Source organism: Mesorhizobium sp. M0563 (assembly GCF_040321065.1).
Lineage (GTDB): Bacteria > Pseudomonadota > Alphaproteobacteria > Rhizobiales > Rhizobiaceae > Mesorhizobium.
The window spans coordinates 190,593-206,144 of the sequence record NZ_JAMYQV010000007.1 but is presented as its reverse complement, the minus strand read 5'-3'; the positions used below and the strand labels follow the sequence as shown (position 1 = coordinate 206,144).

At 61.6% G+C, this 15,552-nt stretch carries 20 protein-coding genes and 1 tRNA gene; 13 read left to right on the top strand and 8 right to left on the bottom strand.

Annotation, left to right across the window (positions count from 1 at the left end):
* Window positions 1–56 precede the first annotated feature (56 nt).
* Window positions 57–131 (top strand) — tRNA-Val (locus tag NKI50_RS12535).
* Window positions 132–409: 278 nt separating this feature from the next.
* Here NKI50_RS12535 and NKI50_RS12530 read toward each other — a convergent pair.
* On the bottom strand, window positions 410–1,075 hold the full coding sequence (locus tag NKI50_RS12530; protein WP_352494649.1) for a hypothetical protein: 666 nt from the start codon (window positions 1,073–1,075) through the stop codon (window positions 410–412).
* A 175-nt stretch (window positions 1,076–1,250) separates the two neighbouring features.
* Window positions 1,251–1,532 carry a hypothetical protein gene (locus NKI50_RS12525; RefSeq protein ID WP_352494648.1) on the bottom strand — a complete coding sequence of 94 codons (282 nt, stop codon included), beginning with the start codon at window positions 1,530–1,532 and terminating at the stop codon, window positions 1,251–1,253.
* A 195-nt stretch (window positions 1,533–1,727) separates the two neighbouring features.
* Between NKI50_RS12525 and NKI50_RS12520 the strand changes: the two genes are divergently transcribed.
* Both NKI50_RS12520 and NKI50_RS12515 read left to right on the top strand, forming a co-directional pair.
* A complete protein-coding gene (locus NKI50_RS12520; RefSeq protein WP_352494647.1) occupies window positions 1,728–1,979 on the top strand; it encodes a PepSY domain-containing protein in 252 nt (83 codons plus the stop codon).
* Between the two features lie 127 nt (window positions 1,980–2,106).
* The gene (locus tag NKI50_RS12515) at window positions 2,107–2,583 is read left to right on the top strand and encodes a hypothetical protein (RefSeq protein WP_352482589.1); all 477 of its coding nucleotides are present in this window, start codon (window positions 2,107–2,109) and stop codon (window positions 2,581–2,583) included.
* Between the two features lie 11 nt (window positions 2,584–2,594).
* On the opposite strand, the gene NKI50_RS12510 is transcribed toward NKI50_RS12515, so the two are convergent.
* Window positions 2,595–4,493, bottom strand: a complete 1,899-nt coding sequence (locus NKI50_RS12510) for a L,D-transpeptidase family protein (RefSeq protein ID WP_352640834.1) — start codon at window positions 4,491–4,493, stop codon at window positions 2,595–2,597.
* A gap of 221 nt (window positions 4,494–4,714) precedes the next feature.
* The gene (locus NKI50_RS12505) at window positions 4,715–5,461 is read right to left on the bottom strand and encodes a 3-oxoacyl-ACP reductase family protein (protein WP_352640836.1); all 747 of its coding nucleotides are present in this window, start codon (window positions 5,459–5,461) and stop codon (window positions 4,715–4,717) included.
* Between the two features lie 98 nt (window positions 5,462–5,559).
* On the opposite strand from NKI50_RS12505, the gene NKI50_RS12500 reads away from it, so the two are divergent.
* Entirely contained in the window at window positions 5,560–6,174 is a 615-nt protein-coding gene (locus NKI50_RS12500) for a TetR/AcrR family transcriptional regulator (protein ID WP_352716650.1), read from the top strand.
* A 35-nt stretch (window positions 6,175–6,209) separates the two neighbouring features.
* Here NKI50_RS12500 and NKI50_RS12495 read toward each other — a convergent pair whose 3' ends face one another.
* Window positions 6,210–7,118 (bottom strand): alpha/beta hydrolase, encoded by a 909-nt coding sequence (locus tag NKI50_RS12495; protein WP_352640839.1) that lies wholly within the window; start codon window positions 7,116–7,118, stop codon window positions 6,210–6,212.
* Window positions 7,119–7,165: 47 nt separating this feature from the next.
* Here NKI50_RS12495 and NKI50_RS12490 point away from each other — a divergent pair, with 47 nt between their 5' ends.
* Window positions 7,166–7,618 carry a MarR family winged helix-turn-helix transcriptional regulator gene (locus NKI50_RS12490; protein WP_352466212.1) on the top strand — a complete coding sequence of 151 codons (453 nt, stop codon included), beginning with the start codon at window positions 7,166–7,168 and terminating at the stop codon, window positions 7,616–7,618.
* A gap of 44 nt (window positions 7,619–7,662) precedes the next feature.
* On the opposite strand, the gene NKI50_RS12485 is transcribed toward NKI50_RS12490, so the two are convergent.
* Entirely contained in the window at window positions 7,663–8,274 is a 612-nt protein-coding gene (locus NKI50_RS12485) for a pyridoxamine 5'-phosphate oxidase family protein (protein WP_352640841.1), read from the bottom strand.
* 148 nt (window positions 8,275–8,422) lie between these two features.
* Here NKI50_RS12485 and NKI50_RS12480 point away from each other — a divergent pair, with 148 nt between their 5' ends.
* Complete coding sequence (locus NKI50_RS12480) at window positions 8,423–8,851, top strand: nuclear transport factor 2 family protein (protein WP_352494640.1); 429 nt, start codon at window positions 8,423–8,425, stop codon at window positions 8,849–8,851.
* A 22-nt stretch (window positions 8,852–8,873) separates the two neighbouring features.
* Here NKI50_RS12480 and NKI50_RS12475 read toward each other — a convergent pair whose 3' ends face one another.
* Window positions 8,874–9,227, bottom strand: a complete 354-nt coding sequence (locus NKI50_RS12475) for a gamma-butyrobetaine hydroxylase family protein (protein ID WP_023717628.1) — start codon at window positions 9,225–9,227, stop codon at window positions 8,874–8,876.
* 198 nt (window positions 9,228–9,425) lie between these two features.
* On the opposite strand from NKI50_RS12475, the gene moaA reads away from it, so the two are divergent.
* Both moaA and NKI50_RS12465 read left to right on the top strand, forming a co-directional pair.
* Window positions 9,426–10,421 carry a GTP 3',8-cyclase MoaA gene (gene moaA / locus NKI50_RS12470; RefSeq protein ID WP_352482597.1) on the top strand — a complete coding sequence of 332 codons (996 nt, stop codon included), beginning with the start codon at window positions 9,426–9,428 and terminating at the stop codon, window positions 10,419–10,421.
* Between the two features lie 109 nt (window positions 10,422–10,530).
* Window positions 10,531–10,953, top strand: a complete 423-nt coding sequence (locus NKI50_RS12465; RefSeq protein WP_352547224.1) for a hypothetical protein — start codon at window positions 10,531–10,533, stop codon at window positions 10,951–10,953.
* A 52-nt stretch (window positions 10,954–11,005) separates the two neighbouring features.
* Here NKI50_RS12465 and NKI50_RS12460 read toward each other — a convergent pair whose 3' ends face one another.
* Entirely contained in the window at window positions 11,006–11,668 is a 663-nt protein-coding gene (locus NKI50_RS12460) for a DUF1579 family protein (RefSeq protein WP_031193573.1), read from the bottom strand.
* Window positions 11,669–11,928: 260 nt separating this feature from the next.
* Between NKI50_RS12460 and NKI50_RS12455 the strand changes: the two genes are divergently transcribed.
* The 5 genes from NKI50_RS12455 to NKI50_RS12435 all read left to right on the top strand — a co-directional run bounded on the left by NKI50_RS12455 (window position 11,929) and on the right by NKI50_RS12435 (window position 15,524).
* The gene (locus NKI50_RS12455) at window positions 11,929–12,285 is read left to right on the top strand and encodes a hypothetical protein (RefSeq protein ID WP_023717633.1); all 357 of its coding nucleotides are present in this window, start codon (window positions 11,929–11,931) and stop codon (window positions 12,283–12,285) included.
* Between the two features lie 121 nt (window positions 12,286–12,406).
* A complete protein-coding gene (locus NKI50_RS12450) occupies window positions 12,407–13,327 on the top strand; it encodes a DMT family transporter (protein WP_023717634.1) in 921 nt (306 codons plus the stop codon).
* Window positions 13,328–13,392: 65 nt separating this feature from the next.
* Window positions 13,393–14,022 (top strand): molybdenum cofactor guanylyltransferase MobA, encoded by a 630-nt coding sequence (gene mobA, locus NKI50_RS12445; protein ID WP_352482600.1) that lies wholly within the window; start codon window positions 13,393–13,395, stop codon window positions 14,020–14,022.
* Entirely contained in the window at window positions 14,019–14,528 is a 510-nt protein-coding gene (gene mobB, locus NKI50_RS12440; protein ID WP_023717636.1) for a molybdopterin-guanine dinucleotide biosynthesis protein B, read from the top strand. The genes mobA and mobB overlap by 4 nt, the downstream gene beginning before the upstream one ends.
* Before the next feature lie 213 nt (window positions 14,529–14,741).
* Window positions 14,742–15,524 (top strand): ABC transporter substrate-binding protein, encoded by a 783-nt coding sequence (locus NKI50_RS12435; RefSeq protein WP_023717637.1) that lies wholly within the window; start codon window positions 14,742–14,744, stop codon window positions 15,522–15,524.
* The last annotated feature ends 28 nt before the right edge of the window (window positions 15,525–15,552 follow it).

Genomic DNA, 15,552 nt, shown 5'->3' with positions numbered 1-15,552 from the left:
ACTTCGCGGGCCGGCCTCCCTTATATCGCGGCGCGCTTGGCCTTCGGGCAACGAGCGGGCGATTAGCTCAGCGGGAGAGCACACCCTTCACACGGGTGGGGTCGCAGGTTCAATCCCTGCATCGCCCACCATCTGCTTTCCTGAATCAATTCCAAGTCAGAGCGGCTAGTTGTCAAAATCTGACGCTTGGTGCCGAAGCAGTAGGCCCGCTCTGGGTAAACCTGCCTTTCGCTCCGGCTGCTGAAGCGGCTTTATCGCGCCCACTGCAAGCATATCGCCCATTCGGCAAACTCGCGCGTCGAGGCCTTTTTCAGCGGCGCGAAGCAATCCCCGCCGCCTGGGAGCGGCTGGAGCGCCCGTCGCGGTCATCAAGCGGGTCGCTCGCTACGCTCCCGCTACGGACTCGATGTCACCCATTGTGAGGCCGCAGCCCGATCACGGTCCGCGCTAAACCCAACCCGAACCAAAGTGTCCACAGGGACATCACCAGTGATGCCACGACCCAGACGAAGCTGCCCAGGGTGACTCCGAGCCACATGCCCAGGGGCCAACCGAGGAAGGCTCCAATTCCGGCCACGACTGCGATGGACGATGCCCAGACCGGCGTGGCTCGGTGAGTGGTCTGCGCCTCGTTGCCAGCGATCACGGCAACGGCCAACGCCAAAAACATGAAGCCGTTGGCCTTTCCTTCGGAAAATGCCCACCAGGCCTCGAAAGTTGCCGTGTTCCCGGCGGCAGCAGCGGCGGAGACCACGGTGGCCTCGGCCACCGCGGTCGTCATGGTCCAGAGGGCGCCGACAGTCAGCACACCCCAGGCAGACAACGTCCACCACGCCTCGGTGAGGCGCGATCTGGCCGCCAGCACGATCAGACCTGTCAGGACGAACAGTGATAGCGCTACCGCGGAAACCCAATGGATGATCGCCCATCGGACAGGGTCGTCGGTGATGACTCCCATCTGGCGACCCATATCGGGATCGATCGGCCCATGGCCGACCAGCGCGCCTGCCAGCAGGATAGAGGCGATCGCAAGCCAAACTCCTGCTACGCGCGTTCCTTCTTCTGTGTTTGCCATAGAGACCTCGCGCAGTAATGGTCCCATGTCCCATCTAGCGCCAGATTTCAAAGGGTTGCAAGATGGCCAATGAACGGAACGGGTCAACTGACGCCGTAACATTGCCACGTCTGTACGACCGGAAAGGGTCGGAACAGATAATCCGCATTGGGCACCAAGCGTCAGATTTTTACCACTAGCAGCTGCAGGTCGCCCCCTCGCCCCCAAAATTCTTTTGGGCGAAATTCAAGGCGCTGCTGTAGCTCGTATAGCTTTGGAACTGGCAAACGTTGGAGCCGGCCCGCACCTTCATCTGCTCGATATCCCAGAACGAAACCTCGATGCGGTCGTCGGCGCAATAGACCGTATAGCGTTCAGGTTCCAGCGCCTCGGCTTTCTGCACAGGCATCGAAACGGACGGGATGGAAAGTATGGAAAGTATGGAAAGTACAAATATGATGGCATGACGCATTTGCATGTAGACCCCCGAGTGGCCGTCGGCACTGTTATGGCCGCGATGTTGAGGCGACGCATCATGATTTTAAGCAGTCGCCTTTTTTCGGCGGCCATAAATCAGGTACGGACGGTGCCTCCTTGTAGCGCAACGCTCCGCGATCCCGGAACAAACCTGCATCGAAACGAGTTTCTGTTCATCGAAATGTGAGGGAAAGCCATGTCCAGACTTGTTTTGGCGGCCGCCGTGCTGCTTGTCGGCGGATCGGCCTTTGCCGCGGACGACAATCCGGTGCCGGCGCAGAATGCCAAGAAGCTGTCGGAAATCATTGCCAAAGTCGAGCAGCGCGACGACTTCCGCTACATCAAGGAAATCGATTGGGACAGCGGCGCCTACACCGTCATTTATTACACGAACGACAAGGCCAAAGTCGAAATCACCTATGATCCGGTGACAGCCGCGCCGAAATGAAGCTGTCCGCCAACGGTCCAGATTCTAAAAAATGGCGCGCCTCGAAGGTCCCGGGCCTTCGGCACACCCTTGCGTAGACATGACTTTGATGGCTGACTGGGTGCTATCATTGCGCGCGGGGGTGGGCATGGCGACGGTAAAGCACGTATTGAAACGCTTTCTGATGATGCTCGCGGGTTATTTCATAGCGGTACTGGTTGGGCTGATCGCGGTGGCGGCGATCTATGGCGGGCTGAGCTCGCTGCCAAATGCGCCGAATTATTTCGACGTCATGGGTGTCACACCCGTTGCGGTGCTGCTGTTGCCGCCGCTCGGCATGTTCATCTATTTCCTGACGATCGTGCTGACCGCCCTGCAGACGCTGATCTTCGCACTGATTGCCGAGTTTTTCTCGCTGCGTAGTTTTTGGCTGCATATGATCTTCGGCGCCGCGGCTGCGGTTGGCGGCTTCGCCCTGATCTGGCCCAGTGTACCAGACGACACGAACCCGGAGCGCTGGGCCGATATCGGTATCATTGCCGCGGCAGGCGTTGTCGCCGGCCTGGTGTATTGGCTGATCGCCGGGCGCGACGCCGGCTTCCGGCGTCCGCTCTTTCAGCGCTAGAGCCGTATCTCTCAGCTTGCCGGCGAGCGCACCGCTTCCGTGCTGTCGAGCGCTTGCTGCAGCCTTGTGTCGCGGCCGTAGACGTCGTTGAAATATTCGACCTTGCCGGACAGGTCCGGCCATGCGGTGAAATAGGCGACATAGACCGGGATCTTGCGTGTCACGTCTTCGGTCGAATGTCCGTGCTTCAGTCTGTCCTCGATATAGTCGACCGAGGTGCCGAGCACAGCAGCCGCCATGCCGCGCGGATCCTGCAAGCGCACGCAGCCATGGCTGAGCGCGCGCATGTCGCGCTGGAAAAACGACTTCTGCGGCGTGTCATGCATGTAGATGGCGTGCTTGTTGGGGAACAATATCTTCAACTCGCCCAGCGCATTTGCCTCGCTCGGCAGCTGGCGCACGCCGTAGGGTATCTTCGCGCCATAGGCGCCCCAATTGACCGAGGAGGAGGGAATGCGCTTACCGCGCGCATTGACCACCTCATAGCCCGCGCGGTCGAGATAGCCCGGATCCCGGCGCAGCCGCGGCAGCATCTCATTGACCAGGATCGACTGCGGCACGCCCCAATAGGGGTGGAAGTCGACCTGCTCGATCTGGTCATAGAAGAAAGCAGTCTGGTTGGTGGGCCTGCCGACGACGGCGCGGGTCTTCAGCTTCTCCTCGCCATCGTCGATATAGCTCGCGGTGAAAGCCGGCTGGTTGATGAAGACACGCGGGCTGCCGAGGTCGGAAGGCAGCCAGCGCAACTCTTCGAGCGCGACCCGAACCTTCTGAACCTTGTCGGCCTTGGACGTTCCGGCCAACGATGCAACGGTACGTGGGCCGATGACGCCGTCGCCTTTCATGCCGGCCCGTTTCTGCACCGCCTTGATCACCGGCACCAGCTCCGGATCGTAGACCTCGCTGGTGGCGAGCCTCGCCAGGACCTCGCCATAGGCGCCGCCCATCTCGTCATCGAGATTGCGCGCGATCTTTGTCAAAAGCTTCGGCAGTTCAGGGCTGGTCTGCCCCGGCTTCAGCAGCAGATTGGGATCGATGGTGATTTCGTCTTCGGCGCTGGCCTGGAGCGCTTCCAGTTCGACGCGCAGCGCCTGATACTCGGCGTTCTGTGGATGCCGCGATTCGAGGTAGGTGCGAGCTTGCTGGGTATGGGCCAGCGTCTTCAGCACCCCTTCCATGTCGAGCGGCTTCGGCGGAAAATCGTAGTAGCCGGTCATGCGGTTGGGATCGACGCGGCCGCTTTGTGCGTCACGGGCGTAGCGCAGGACGCGTGCCGACAGCGCCATCTCGAAGCGGACCAGCTCTTTCAGGCGTTCATCGGCGTCGCCCGCCGATGTGCCTGCTGCCGGAATTTCGACGGTGTAGTCGGCGGGCGTCAGGCCGTAGCTCGCGGCTTCGCCCAGCACCCGCACCGCATCCTGCGCACGGCTGCTGGGACTGGTTCCCGTCACCCAGATGAAATCCGGATTGGCTGAGTAGTAGGCGATCAGCGCCTTGGCGATGTCCTTCTCGGCATAGAGGTCATAGCCGTCGAGCCCGGCAATGGCTTCGCGGAATGCAGCCCCGGTGGCCGCCGGCTCGAACGCAGCATCCTGCGGCGTTGCCGGTTCAGGCGCTGCCGACAGTGCCGAAAAATCGACGCGCACCAGCGGATCGCTCTTGTAGGTGTAATAGGACGGGCTGCTGATTTGCGCACCACCACCGCCACCACCGGAAGCGGCCGGCGCCTTGGGCCTCGGCTTGTATTTTGACGGTGGCGGGGGAAAGTTACCTTTCGGCGGTGCGTGTTTGACGCCGCCGCCGAAAAGCATGTCGAAGAACCCTTGTGCTTCAGCCTGCGGCGCGAAGGCCAGCATTGCCACGGCCACCGCAAACGGCAGCACGGTGGCTTTGTTTCCAAGGAGTTTCATGGATCACCCGCTCCGGTTGAACCCGGATCCCGTTCCGCACCGCTTTCACGGTCTCGCCCACCGCATGGCGGATGTAAGGCGTGACTATACTGATTCATACTGATTTCGTTAAGCTTCCATAAATTTCGGAACGTCTGTTGCAGAACGGTTTCACAACATCGTGACGGGTCAAGCCAATCCGCCTTCGCCCCCGACCAATGGTAGTGCCCGCGAGCCAAGCCTCAAGCGTTGGCGCCGCCGTCGATGGTCAATGCCGCGCCTGTCACGAAGCGCCCTTCGGGGCCGGCAAGCCAGGCGACCATGCCGGCGATCTCGTCGGCCGTGCCGAAGCGAGGCGTCGCCATCTTCTGGCGCTGATGCTCGGCGTGCGGGCCGCCTGCTGGATTCATGTCGGTATCCGTCGACCCCGGATGGACGACATTGGCGGTGATGCCGCGCGGACCGAGATCGCGTGCAAAGGCCTTGGTCAGGCCAACCAAGGCAGCCTTGCTGGCCGAATAGGCGCTCAGGCCGGCATCGGTGGCACGCTCGGCCAGGTTGCTGCCGATCGAGATGATCCGGCCACCCTCGCCCATATGCGCTGCTGCCGCCTTGGCGGCGACGAACGGGGCTCTGAGGTTGACCTCCATTGTCTCATCGAAGTCGGCAAGCGACAGGGCATGGATCGGCGCAGCGCGCCAGATGCCGGCACTGTTGACGAGGATGTCGAGCCGTCCGAAGGCTTTTACCGCCTCATCGACTGCCGCCTCGATCGCTGCAGCATCGCGATTGTCGGCCTTGATGGCGAAGGCCCGACCGCCGGCCGCCTCGATTGCCCCGACCACCGAACGCGCCCGTTCCTCGCCATTCACATAGGTGATCGCCACGCCCGCGCCGTCGGCCGCGAGCCTTCGTGCGATCGCCGCACCGATGCCGCGGCTGCCGCCGGTGACGAGGGCGGCCTTGCCGTGCAAGCTCCTGGATGACATTTGCTTCTCCATTTTGTAGTGATTGATACATAAATATCTGCCAGCCTTGCTGAACCGCGTCAACTGAATTATGTATCGATCAACACAGAAAGCGCACCATGCCGGAACGAGGCCGCCCCCGCACCTTCGATCGAACCGCCGCCTTGCGGCGGGCAATGGAGGTGTTTTGGGCCAAGGGTTATGCGGGCGCGTCGATAAGCGACCTGACGGCTGCAATGGGCATCAACTCACCCAGCCTCTACGCAGCCTTCGGCAGCAAGGAAGCGCTGTTTCTCGAGGCGACCGAGCTTTACACGCAGGTGGAAGGCACCGAGATCTGGTCTGCGCTGGAAAAGGCGCCGACCGCACGCCAGGCGGTCGAGCGGTTCCTGCGCCAGACGGCCAGGGCCTATTCGCAGACCGGCCGTCCGCAAGGCTGCCTTATCGCGCTCGGCGCATTGCACCAGGACTCGAGCCGCGGCGCCATCTGCGATGATCTGCGCCGTCGCCGTGCCGAAAACCGCGAAGCCTTGCTGAGACGCCTCGAGCGTGGCGTGGCCGAGGGGGAGTTGCCGGCCGATTTCGACTGCGGTACGGCCGCGACCTTCTATGCGACCGTACAGCACGGCATGTCGATCCAGGCGCGCGACGGCGCGTCGCGCTCGGCTCTTCTGGAGACGGTGGCCGGAGCAATGGCGGCTTGGATAGCGATGGCCAGCACCGGGGGGGCGTGACGGTCGAACCCGGCAGACAAGAACAGACATTCAGGTCACTGCAGAGACGGCTCCAGCCTGCCGGCAACGAAACCAACGGCACGCTCCACCACACCCTTGTCCGCGAGAATGCGGCGGTGGCCGAGCCCGTCGGCCCAGTACAGCCGCACATGGTCGCCGGCACGCGCGTAGAGCCTTGCATGATCGGCGGACACTTCGCGGTCGTCCGGCGCGTGGATCACCAGCGTCGGCAGCGGCGTGCTTGCCAGTTGGCGGTCACCGGTGAATTCGTGCAGCGGCCGGCCGGCGATGCGCTCGACCCGGTCGGCCATGGCGACCTGCGAGCGCGAGCCGACATTCAGCATGCGGCTGAAATCGGCAAAGATCGCAGGAAGCGAGCTCGGCGCAGCGATTAGCACCAGCCGCCCGGCCGTCAACGGCGGGATATTTCTGATTGAACCGGCGACGGCATTGGCGGCGACGGCACCACCAAAGGAATGGCCGGCGATGGCGGCAAATGGGCCGAACCATTCGCCGGCAACCCGTGCTGCATCGACCGCACTGACAAGGGTCAGCCGGCGGCCCTGCGACTGGCCGTGGCCCGGCAAATCGAGCGAGACCACCTTGTAGCCGGCATCGCGATAGGCTTCGATCAATGTGCGCATGTATTCGGTACGCGAACGCCAGCCATGGATGACGAGCACGGTGCCTGCAGCCGCCCTGCCCGGCTCGGGCCGGAATTCATGCACCATGACGCAGCCGGTTCTGGTCTTTAGCCGGTGATGGCGCGCTTCGGTCATGAAATCGGCGGCGCGATCGATTGCGCGGCGCTCACGATGGCTCAAGCTCTTTTCGTGCGGCGTGCGGCAGAACAGCTCGAATGCAGCGCGCCCGGTGAGTCGCGGCGCCACATGCTCGGCCACGCCGAACGTGCCGCGGATGACCTTCACTCCAAATGATGCCATAGTGGCGATCCATCCATTGGTTCAAGCATGAACATAATAGTTCAAACATGAACATTAAGCAAGACCTGCCCTGGGACAACCCGCGTTTTCGCAACTGGGTTGCGGTGGCGCGCGCCTGCCACGTGGTGGAACGCACCTTGGCGGTGAAGCTGGCGCCGCTCGACCTGAAGCCGGCGCAGCTGGACGTGCTGATGAACCTCTACCGCCATCCCGGCATGTCGCAGCACGACCTCGCTCGCCGCCTGCTGGTCGGCCGCTCCAACATCACCATGCTTTTGCCGCAGTTGGAGACCCGCGGCCTACTGCGCCGCGAGGGCGACGAGAAGGACAAGCGCGTGCTGCGGCTGACGTTGACTGAGGCAGGCGAGGCACTGCTTATGCAGGCGCTGAAGGTCCACATGACGCTGATCGAAAAGGCGATGAGCCAGTCGACGCCGGAACAATGCGACATGATCGGCGAACAGATGCGCAAGGTTGCCGAGGTGTTGAAGACCGCCTGACGGCCCAGTGCCTCACCACCAAATTCCCTCACCACCAAATTTCTTCACCACATGGATTTTTTCGCGCGCTCCGGCCATTCCCTGTCGTAGACCTCGCCGTCGATGTTCTTGCGGCTGGTGATCTCCAGGATCTGTCCGGGGGTCGGCAGCGATCTTGGGTCGACATGCCTTGCCGGATTCCACAGATCGGACCGGTGGATGGCGCGGGCGCACTGGAAATAGACCGCATCGACCTCGACGACCGTCACCGAGCGCGCCGGCTTGCCCTCGACTGCGAACGAGGCGCAGAGCGCGGGATCGGTGGTGATGTGGGCGCGTCCATTGACGCGCAGCGTCGTGCCGGAACCCGGCACCAGGAACAGAAGCGCGACGCGCGGATCGCGAAGGATGTTCCTTAGCGAATCGGCACGGTTGTTACCGCGCCGGTCCGGCATCATCAGCGTTTTCGGATCGTGGATGCGGACGAAGCCGGCGAGATCGCCGCGCGGCGAGCAGTCCAGCCCTTCAGGCCCGCAGGTTGCGAGCGCAGCAAACGGCGAAGCTTCGATGAAAGCAGCGTATTCAGGAATCAGCTGGTCGAGTTCCTTGACCACCGACGCCTCGCCGGGCAGGCCATAGAGCGCTTCGAGCTGTTCGACGCTGGTGATCATGGACATGTTTTCGTCTCCAACCTTTGCCGGCGCTACTCCAGACGCATGACATTTTCACGACACGATGCCCGTTTGTCCGTCATCAGGAAACGGGTGTCGAGGGACCGCGAACAAGCGCAAACCGCTTTCGTGCTGACAGAAACGGAGGTCAAAAATGGAGAAACCGCTCGGCCGGCGACGCACCGCCATGGAACTTATTGAAAACATGTTCAATGTTGAAATGCGTTTCCTGCAATCAGGCTCGGAGAGCCTCGATATGCTTGCCAGCGCATTTCATGTCGAGATTGTCGTGCATGAGCCTCGCTCCCTGCCCTATGCCGGTGACTGGAACGGCCTCGACGGCGTTGGCGCCCTTTTCCGCAAGATGCGGGAAATCTGGAGCGACGTGGCGGTGGAGGACCTCCAGGTCGCCCAAAACGATGACATGGTGTTCATGAGCTGCACGCTTTCGCTGACATCGCGGGCCAATGGTGCAACCATCAAGCAGCCGTTTGCCGAAGTCTTGCGCTTCAAGGATGACCGGCTGATCGAAGGCACGCCGTTTTATCACGACACCAGCGAGATACTGGCGATGCTGCGTTGACCGGAGCGTCCCGCGAAATCAGTCAGCGGTCGCGGCTCAGCCCCTTCTCTTCCAGCTCGGCGAGATAGGCGGCCCAGCGTGCATCCTTCTCATGACCCAGCGTATGCAGGTAATTCCAGGTGAAGATGCCGGTGTCGTGGAAATCGTCGAAGGTGATGCGCACGGCATAGTTGCCGACCGGCTCGATCTTAAGGATCGCTACATTGCGCTTGCCGGGAACGGTGACGCGCTGTTCGGGCGAATGGCCCTGCACCTCGGCCGACGGCGAGGCAACACGCAGCAGCTCGGCTGGCAATTCGAACGGCTGATGGCCCGGAAAGGTGACGGAAAGCAGCTTGCGGTCCTTCGAGACCCTGAGTTCCTTTGGCGCTGTCATGCTGGTGGATCCTGCGGAAGACAGCCTTCCCTACGCCGCTTCGCGTTGAGGGAAAAGGCCGTTTCAGAACTTCCGACATGATCTGTCGGCGTCGGGATGTTACCGCAGATCGCGAGCTTCTATCTTGAATGGCAAGTTGGCTCGCATCACATAGCCATATATAACGAAGCCGTTCACGGCCACGGGAAGCGCATAAGCATGGATATGATCGATCCTTTCGGTCGCACGATCACCTACCTGCGCGTGTCGGTCACCGACCGCTGCGATTTCCGCTGCACCTATTGCATGGCCGAGGACATGACGTTCCTGCCCAAGAAGGACCTGCTGTCGCTGGAAGAGCTCGACCGGCTTTGCACGGTCTTCATCGAAAAGGGCGTGCGCAAGCTCCGCCTCACCGGCGGTGAGCCGCTGGTGCGCAAGAACATCATGCATCTGGTGCGCCAGCTTTCGCGGCATCTCGAGAGCGGTGCGCTGGAAGAGCTGACGCTGACCACCAACGGATCGCAGCTTTCACGCTTTGCCGCCGAGCTCGCCGACTGCGGCGTCAAACGCATCAACGTCTCGCTCGACACCCTCGATGCCGACAAATTCCGCCAGATCACCCGCTGGGGCAATCTGGATAAGGTCATGGACGGCATCGACGCGGCGCAGGCGGCGGGGCTGAAGGTAAAACTCAATGCGGTGGCCTTGAAGGACTTCAATGATGCCGAATTGCCGGAAATGCTGCGCTGGGCGCATGGCCGCGGCATGGATCTGACGGTCATCGAAACAATGCCGATGGGCGAGATCGACGCCGACCGCACCGACCAGTATTTGCCGCTGTCGCTGCTGCGCGCAGCACTCGAGCGCCAGTTCACGCTGAGCGATATTCCCTATAAGACCGGTGGCCCGGCCCGCTATGTCCACGTCGCCGAGACCGGCGGGCGGCTCGGCTTCATCACGCCGATGACGCATAATTTCTGCGAAAGCTGCAACCGGGTCCGGCTGACCTGCACCGGCACGCTTTACATGTGCCTCGGCCAGGAAGATGCAGCCGACCTGCGCGCACCACTGCGTGCGTCCGAAGGCAACGAGCTGGTCGCCGACGCCATCGACGAAGCAATCGGCCGCAAGCCGAAAGGCCACGACTTCATCATTGATCGCCGCACCAACCGCCCATCGGTGTCGCGGCATATGAGCGTCACCGGCGGCTGATTTTTCACCGATTTCGTGCAAGAATAATCGCCTTGGCATCGGCTTCGAGGCAAGGCTCATGCAGCGGCTTTTTGCAATCCCGACGTTTTTCGGAGTGATGGCGGGGACCATGGCAGTTGCCGCGCCACTCACCTATACGAACGAGCGCTTCGGTACCGTCTGCACCTTTCCGGATGAGATCTTCACTCTTCGCCAGCCTGAGCCGGACAATGGCGATGGACAACAATGGCTCACCGCTGATGGCGCCAGCCTGATCTGTTCAGGCATCCTCAATATCGATGATGAAACTCCGACAGCCTTCGTCTCCGCCCAGAGGGGCAGCAAGGAACCTGGCTACAAGATTACCTACAGCAAGACCGGCAAGGACTGGGCGGTGCTGTCGGGCATCAAAGGCGAGAACATCTTCTACGAACGCCGCCTGTTCGGAAAAGACGGTGTCATCCGTACGGTCTGGATCGACTATCCGCCAGCCTTGAAATCGAAATACGACCCGCTTATCGGAGCGATCGCCGGCAGCCTCAGGGGACCGTGAGCATCCGGCGACCTCGGAACATATTCGCAACCCCGTTGTTTTTGCTAACGAGTCACGGTTGACGCGTGTAGTCGTATCGTACGGCAAGCCATTTCTTGCCGCTGCCATTGGCCTGGAGGAAATGCTGCTCGGCCACTTCGTGATTGTCGCCGTCCCTGGAAATGACGAAATCGGAGGCAGTGAATCGCCCTTCGACCTCGGGCCCGAAGCCGACGAAACCAAGCGGCTCGAAAAGCAGCGAAATCTTGCCGTCCTCCTCGCCACCAAAACTCCAGGCGGGCATGATCCCTGCCGGGAAACGGGTATCCATCGAGACATACTTCCAGCGGCCCTCCACCCGGTCATAGCTCAAATAGGCTATCCGCTGGAAGTCTGGGATTTTCGACCCGGGCGCCGGTCGCATCACCTCCTGCATGAAGGGGCCGATCATCGTACGCTCGGCCACCAGCCCGGTCATCACAATCGGCTGGGCGCCGGGCGTTGGCCAGATCGTGTTGACGACGGACCATTTCCCGACGCGGCGAGCGAGTTCATCCGCTTCGTGACCCGGCGTGGACATCCGTTCGACTGCCGACGCCGAAGCGCCGTTCTCGGCGAAGGCAGGCGCCATCGCCATGAGGATAACCGCCAGTGCAGAAGAGAACCGGGAAGCCGACGAAACGTGCCGCCTGCTGCCTGTGCCAAGCATGTCCGCATTGCCTCGTGCATTCATCATGGACCACCTCCCCAGACAAGATCAGAAGCCTACAATGACCAATTTGGTGAATCTTGCCGAGCAAATTTGATCTCGTCGAAAAATTTTCCTCGAGCCGCAGTGTGATCGATTTGCCCTCCGAACCCATCCTTTGGAACGGCACATTTCGGGATCACACCCAGAAAAGGTCTTGTCCGCAAACGGTTACCGGATTTACCGCAAGCCCGTTCGGGCCTAGCCTCTGCTCTGGAGTGGTTCTTCGCCCAGTGGGGGAATACGATATGCACAAACTCATTCTTTCTGTTGCATTGCTCAGCTTCGCGGCCCTGCCCGCGGCGGCCCAGTCGATCGGCGGCACCTATGCCGTGGCCGGCACCAACTTCGATGGATCGTCCTATGGTGGCGACGCGACGATTACGCTGACCAGCGAGACTACCTGCACGATCCATTGGGAGACAGGCGGCTCGTCCTCGGACGGCATCTGCATGCGCAACGACGATGCCTTCTCCGCCGGCTATGTCATGGGCAAGGCGGTTGGCCTTGTCGTCTACAAGGTGCAGGAAGACGGCTCGCTGCATGGCCTGTGGACGATTGCCGGCAAGGAAGGCAACGGCACCGAGGTGCTGACGCGCAAATAAGCCTGCCGCTCTTGCGAGGTAGATGTCACGGGCCACAGAAAGGCTGTGGCCCAGCCCTTTGACGTTGCTGTTTTGCGGGTGCCTGCTAGACGCTTGCTGCAGGACTCACCCGGTAATCGCCTTGCCTCTTTCGCCAAATCTGCGCGGCGCGTTGTTCATGATGGTGGCCATGATTGGTTTCACCCTCAACGATGCAATCACCAAATTCTCGTCGGAATCGATGAACATGGCGCAGGTCATGCTGATCCGCGGCGCCTTCGCTTCGCTTTTCGTTGCCCTGCTTGCGTGGCAACGCGGCGCGCTTGCCCGGCCTGGCTCGATGCTGCAGCCGACAGTTGCGCTGCGCGTCGCCAGCGAGGCCGGCGCCACGGTGTCGTTCCTGGTTGCTCTGGCACATCTTCCGATCGCCAATGTGTCCGCCGTGCTGCAGGCGCTGCCGCTGGCTGTGACGATGGGCGCCGCGCTTGTGTTCAACGAGGGCGTCGGCTGGCGGCGCTGGCTGGCCATTGCCGTCGGTTTTGCCGGCGTGCTGATCATTGTGCGGCCGGGCTTCGAAGGGTTCAGCATGTTTTCTCTGCTGGCACTGGCTAGCGTGGCATGCTGCGCGGTGCGCGACCTCGCCACCAAGCGGATTCCGCAGGCAATTCCGACATTGCTGGTGTCGACCGCCACCGCTCTTGCCATGACCGTTCTGGGCGCAGCATTGCTTTCGCCGATGGGCGGTTGGACGCCGATGACGGGAAAAAGCACGGCATTCCTGGCGCTGGCGGCGGTGCTCGTGCTCATTGGCTACCAGTTCATCATCATGGCGATGCGGGTGGGCGATATCTCCTTCATCGCGCCGTTCCGCTACACCGCCCTGCTCTGGTCGATCCTGCTTGGCTTCACGATCTTCGGCGATGTCCCCGATCTGCCGATGATCGTCGGTGCCACGATCATCATCGCCTCAGGCCTCTATGCGCTCTACCGCGAACGGATCGTCGGCCGGCGAAAGACAGCTGCCGAAAGCGCTGGACCGGACATGGCGCCGGACGGCATATAGGCGCGACCGTTGACGACCGTCTGATTTGAAAACTTGATTTTGGTCATAGGGTCTAGCAGCAAACGATGGGCCGAGATATCGCAGGGATCATTCTGGCCGGCGGCCGGTCGAGTCGGATGGGCGGCGGCGACAAGACGCTGCTTGCGCTTGGCGATGGGACCCTGCTCGACCGTGTCGTTTCGCGCCTTGGCCCGCAGGTCGGCCCGCTGGCGCTCAACGCCAATGGCGATCCGGCACGGTTTGCCGCGACGGGGCTTCCCGTGCTTGCCGACACCGTCAAGGGTTATGCCGGGCCGCTTGCCGGGATCCTGACCGGCCTCGAATGGGCTTCCGACACCACTTGCCAGGCGCTGGTCACGGCTGCAGGCGATACGCCTTTCCTGCCCAAGGATATGGTCGAGCGGCTGCTCGCGGCAGCCTATGCACGCCCGGGCTCGATCGCCGTTGCCTGTTCCGGCGGCAAACGGCATCCGACGTTTGCGCTCTGGCCGCTGGGGCTCGACCAGGCCTTGCGCCAATTTCTCGTCGAGGAAGACAACCGGCGCGTTTCGGCGTTCATCGACCGGCACGGTTTTGTCGAGGTGGATTTTCCCATCCTGAAATCCAGAGGCGCCGAGATCGATCCCTTCTTCAACATCAACACTCCCGACGACCTTGCCCGGGCCGCGCATCTGTTGCAGAGCATCGAGCCATGAACAGACGTATCTTCGGCATCACTGGCTGGAAGAACTCCGGCAAGACGACATTGACCGAAAAGCTGGTAGCCGAACTCGTCCGGCGCAGCTGGAAAGTGTCGACTGTAAAACACGCCCATCATGATTTCGACATCGACAAACCTGGAGCGGATAGCTTTCGCCACCGCCAGGCGGGAGCGATGGAGGTGGCGATCGTGTCGGGCAGGCGCTGGGCGCTGATGCACGAATTGCGTGGCGAGGACGAGCCGACGCTGGAGGCGATCCTGTCACGGCTGGCACCCTCCGACATCGTGCTGGTCGAGGGCTACAAGCGCGAGGCGCACAAGAAAATCGAGACGCGACGGCTCGAGGCCAAGGACCGGACACCGCTCTCGGCAGGCGATCCACACATTATCGCCGTCGCCTCCGACTTTCCCATTGTCGGCGAAGACTTGCCGGTCTTCGATCTCGACGACACGAATTCGATAGCCGACTTCATCGAACGCGCCACCGGCCTGACGCGCTGAGATTGCGGCCGCGGGGAGCTTCCCGCCACTTTCTCTCCATTTAGGCGTTTGACCCAGCGTCACCGTTTTCTGAACATGACCTTCCCTCAAGCGGCGGTTTTGCAGTTGCTTTTTCTTGGGAAAGAATGGGAGTATCGCGCCAGCGGGCGGTCAAAAGCACCGCCCACAGAGCCGTTCGGGGAACGACGGCCGGGACCAACAGAGAGGACCATTATGCGTATTGCACTGCGTATCGCGCTCGCCGCATCGGCTGCGCTGCTGACGCTTGGCGTTGCCCAGGCCCAGGAAAAAACCTTGAGGATCGGCACCGAAGGAGCGTATCCGCCATTCAACAACCTCACCGCCGACGGCCAGCTCGTGGGCTTCGATATCGATATCGCCAAGGCACTGTGCGACGAGATGAAGGTGAAGTGCACTTTTGTCGCGCAGGACTGGGACGGCATCATTCCAGCCCTTCAGGCAGGCAAGTTCGACGCCATTGTCGCGTCTATGTCGATCACCCCGGAACGCGCCGAGAAGGTCGACTTCACCCACAAATATTACAATACGCCGCCGGCAATCGCCGCGCCTAAGGACACTGATATCAAGGGTGTCACCAAGGAAGATTTGGCCGGCAAGACGATCGGCGTGCAGGCATCCACCACCCATTTCAACTATTCGACCAAGACTTACACCGACAGCACCGTCAAGCCGTATCCGACCGCGCAGGAATACCAGCTCGATCTGGCCAATGGCCGGCTCGATGCCGCCAATGACGACATCGTCGTGCTGCAGCAATGGCTGGATTCGCCGGACGGCGCCTGCTGCAAGCTGGTCGGCACAATCAAGCCCGTCATCGAAATCCACGGTCCGGGCGCCGGCATTGCCGTGCGCAAAGGCGAGACCGACCTGGTCAACCAGTTCAATGCGGCGATCGACGCGATCCGCGCAAACGGAAAGTACAAGGAAATCAACGACAAATACTTCAAATATGACGTTTACGGCGGCGAGTCCTGATCGACCGACATAGGACAACGTGAACGGC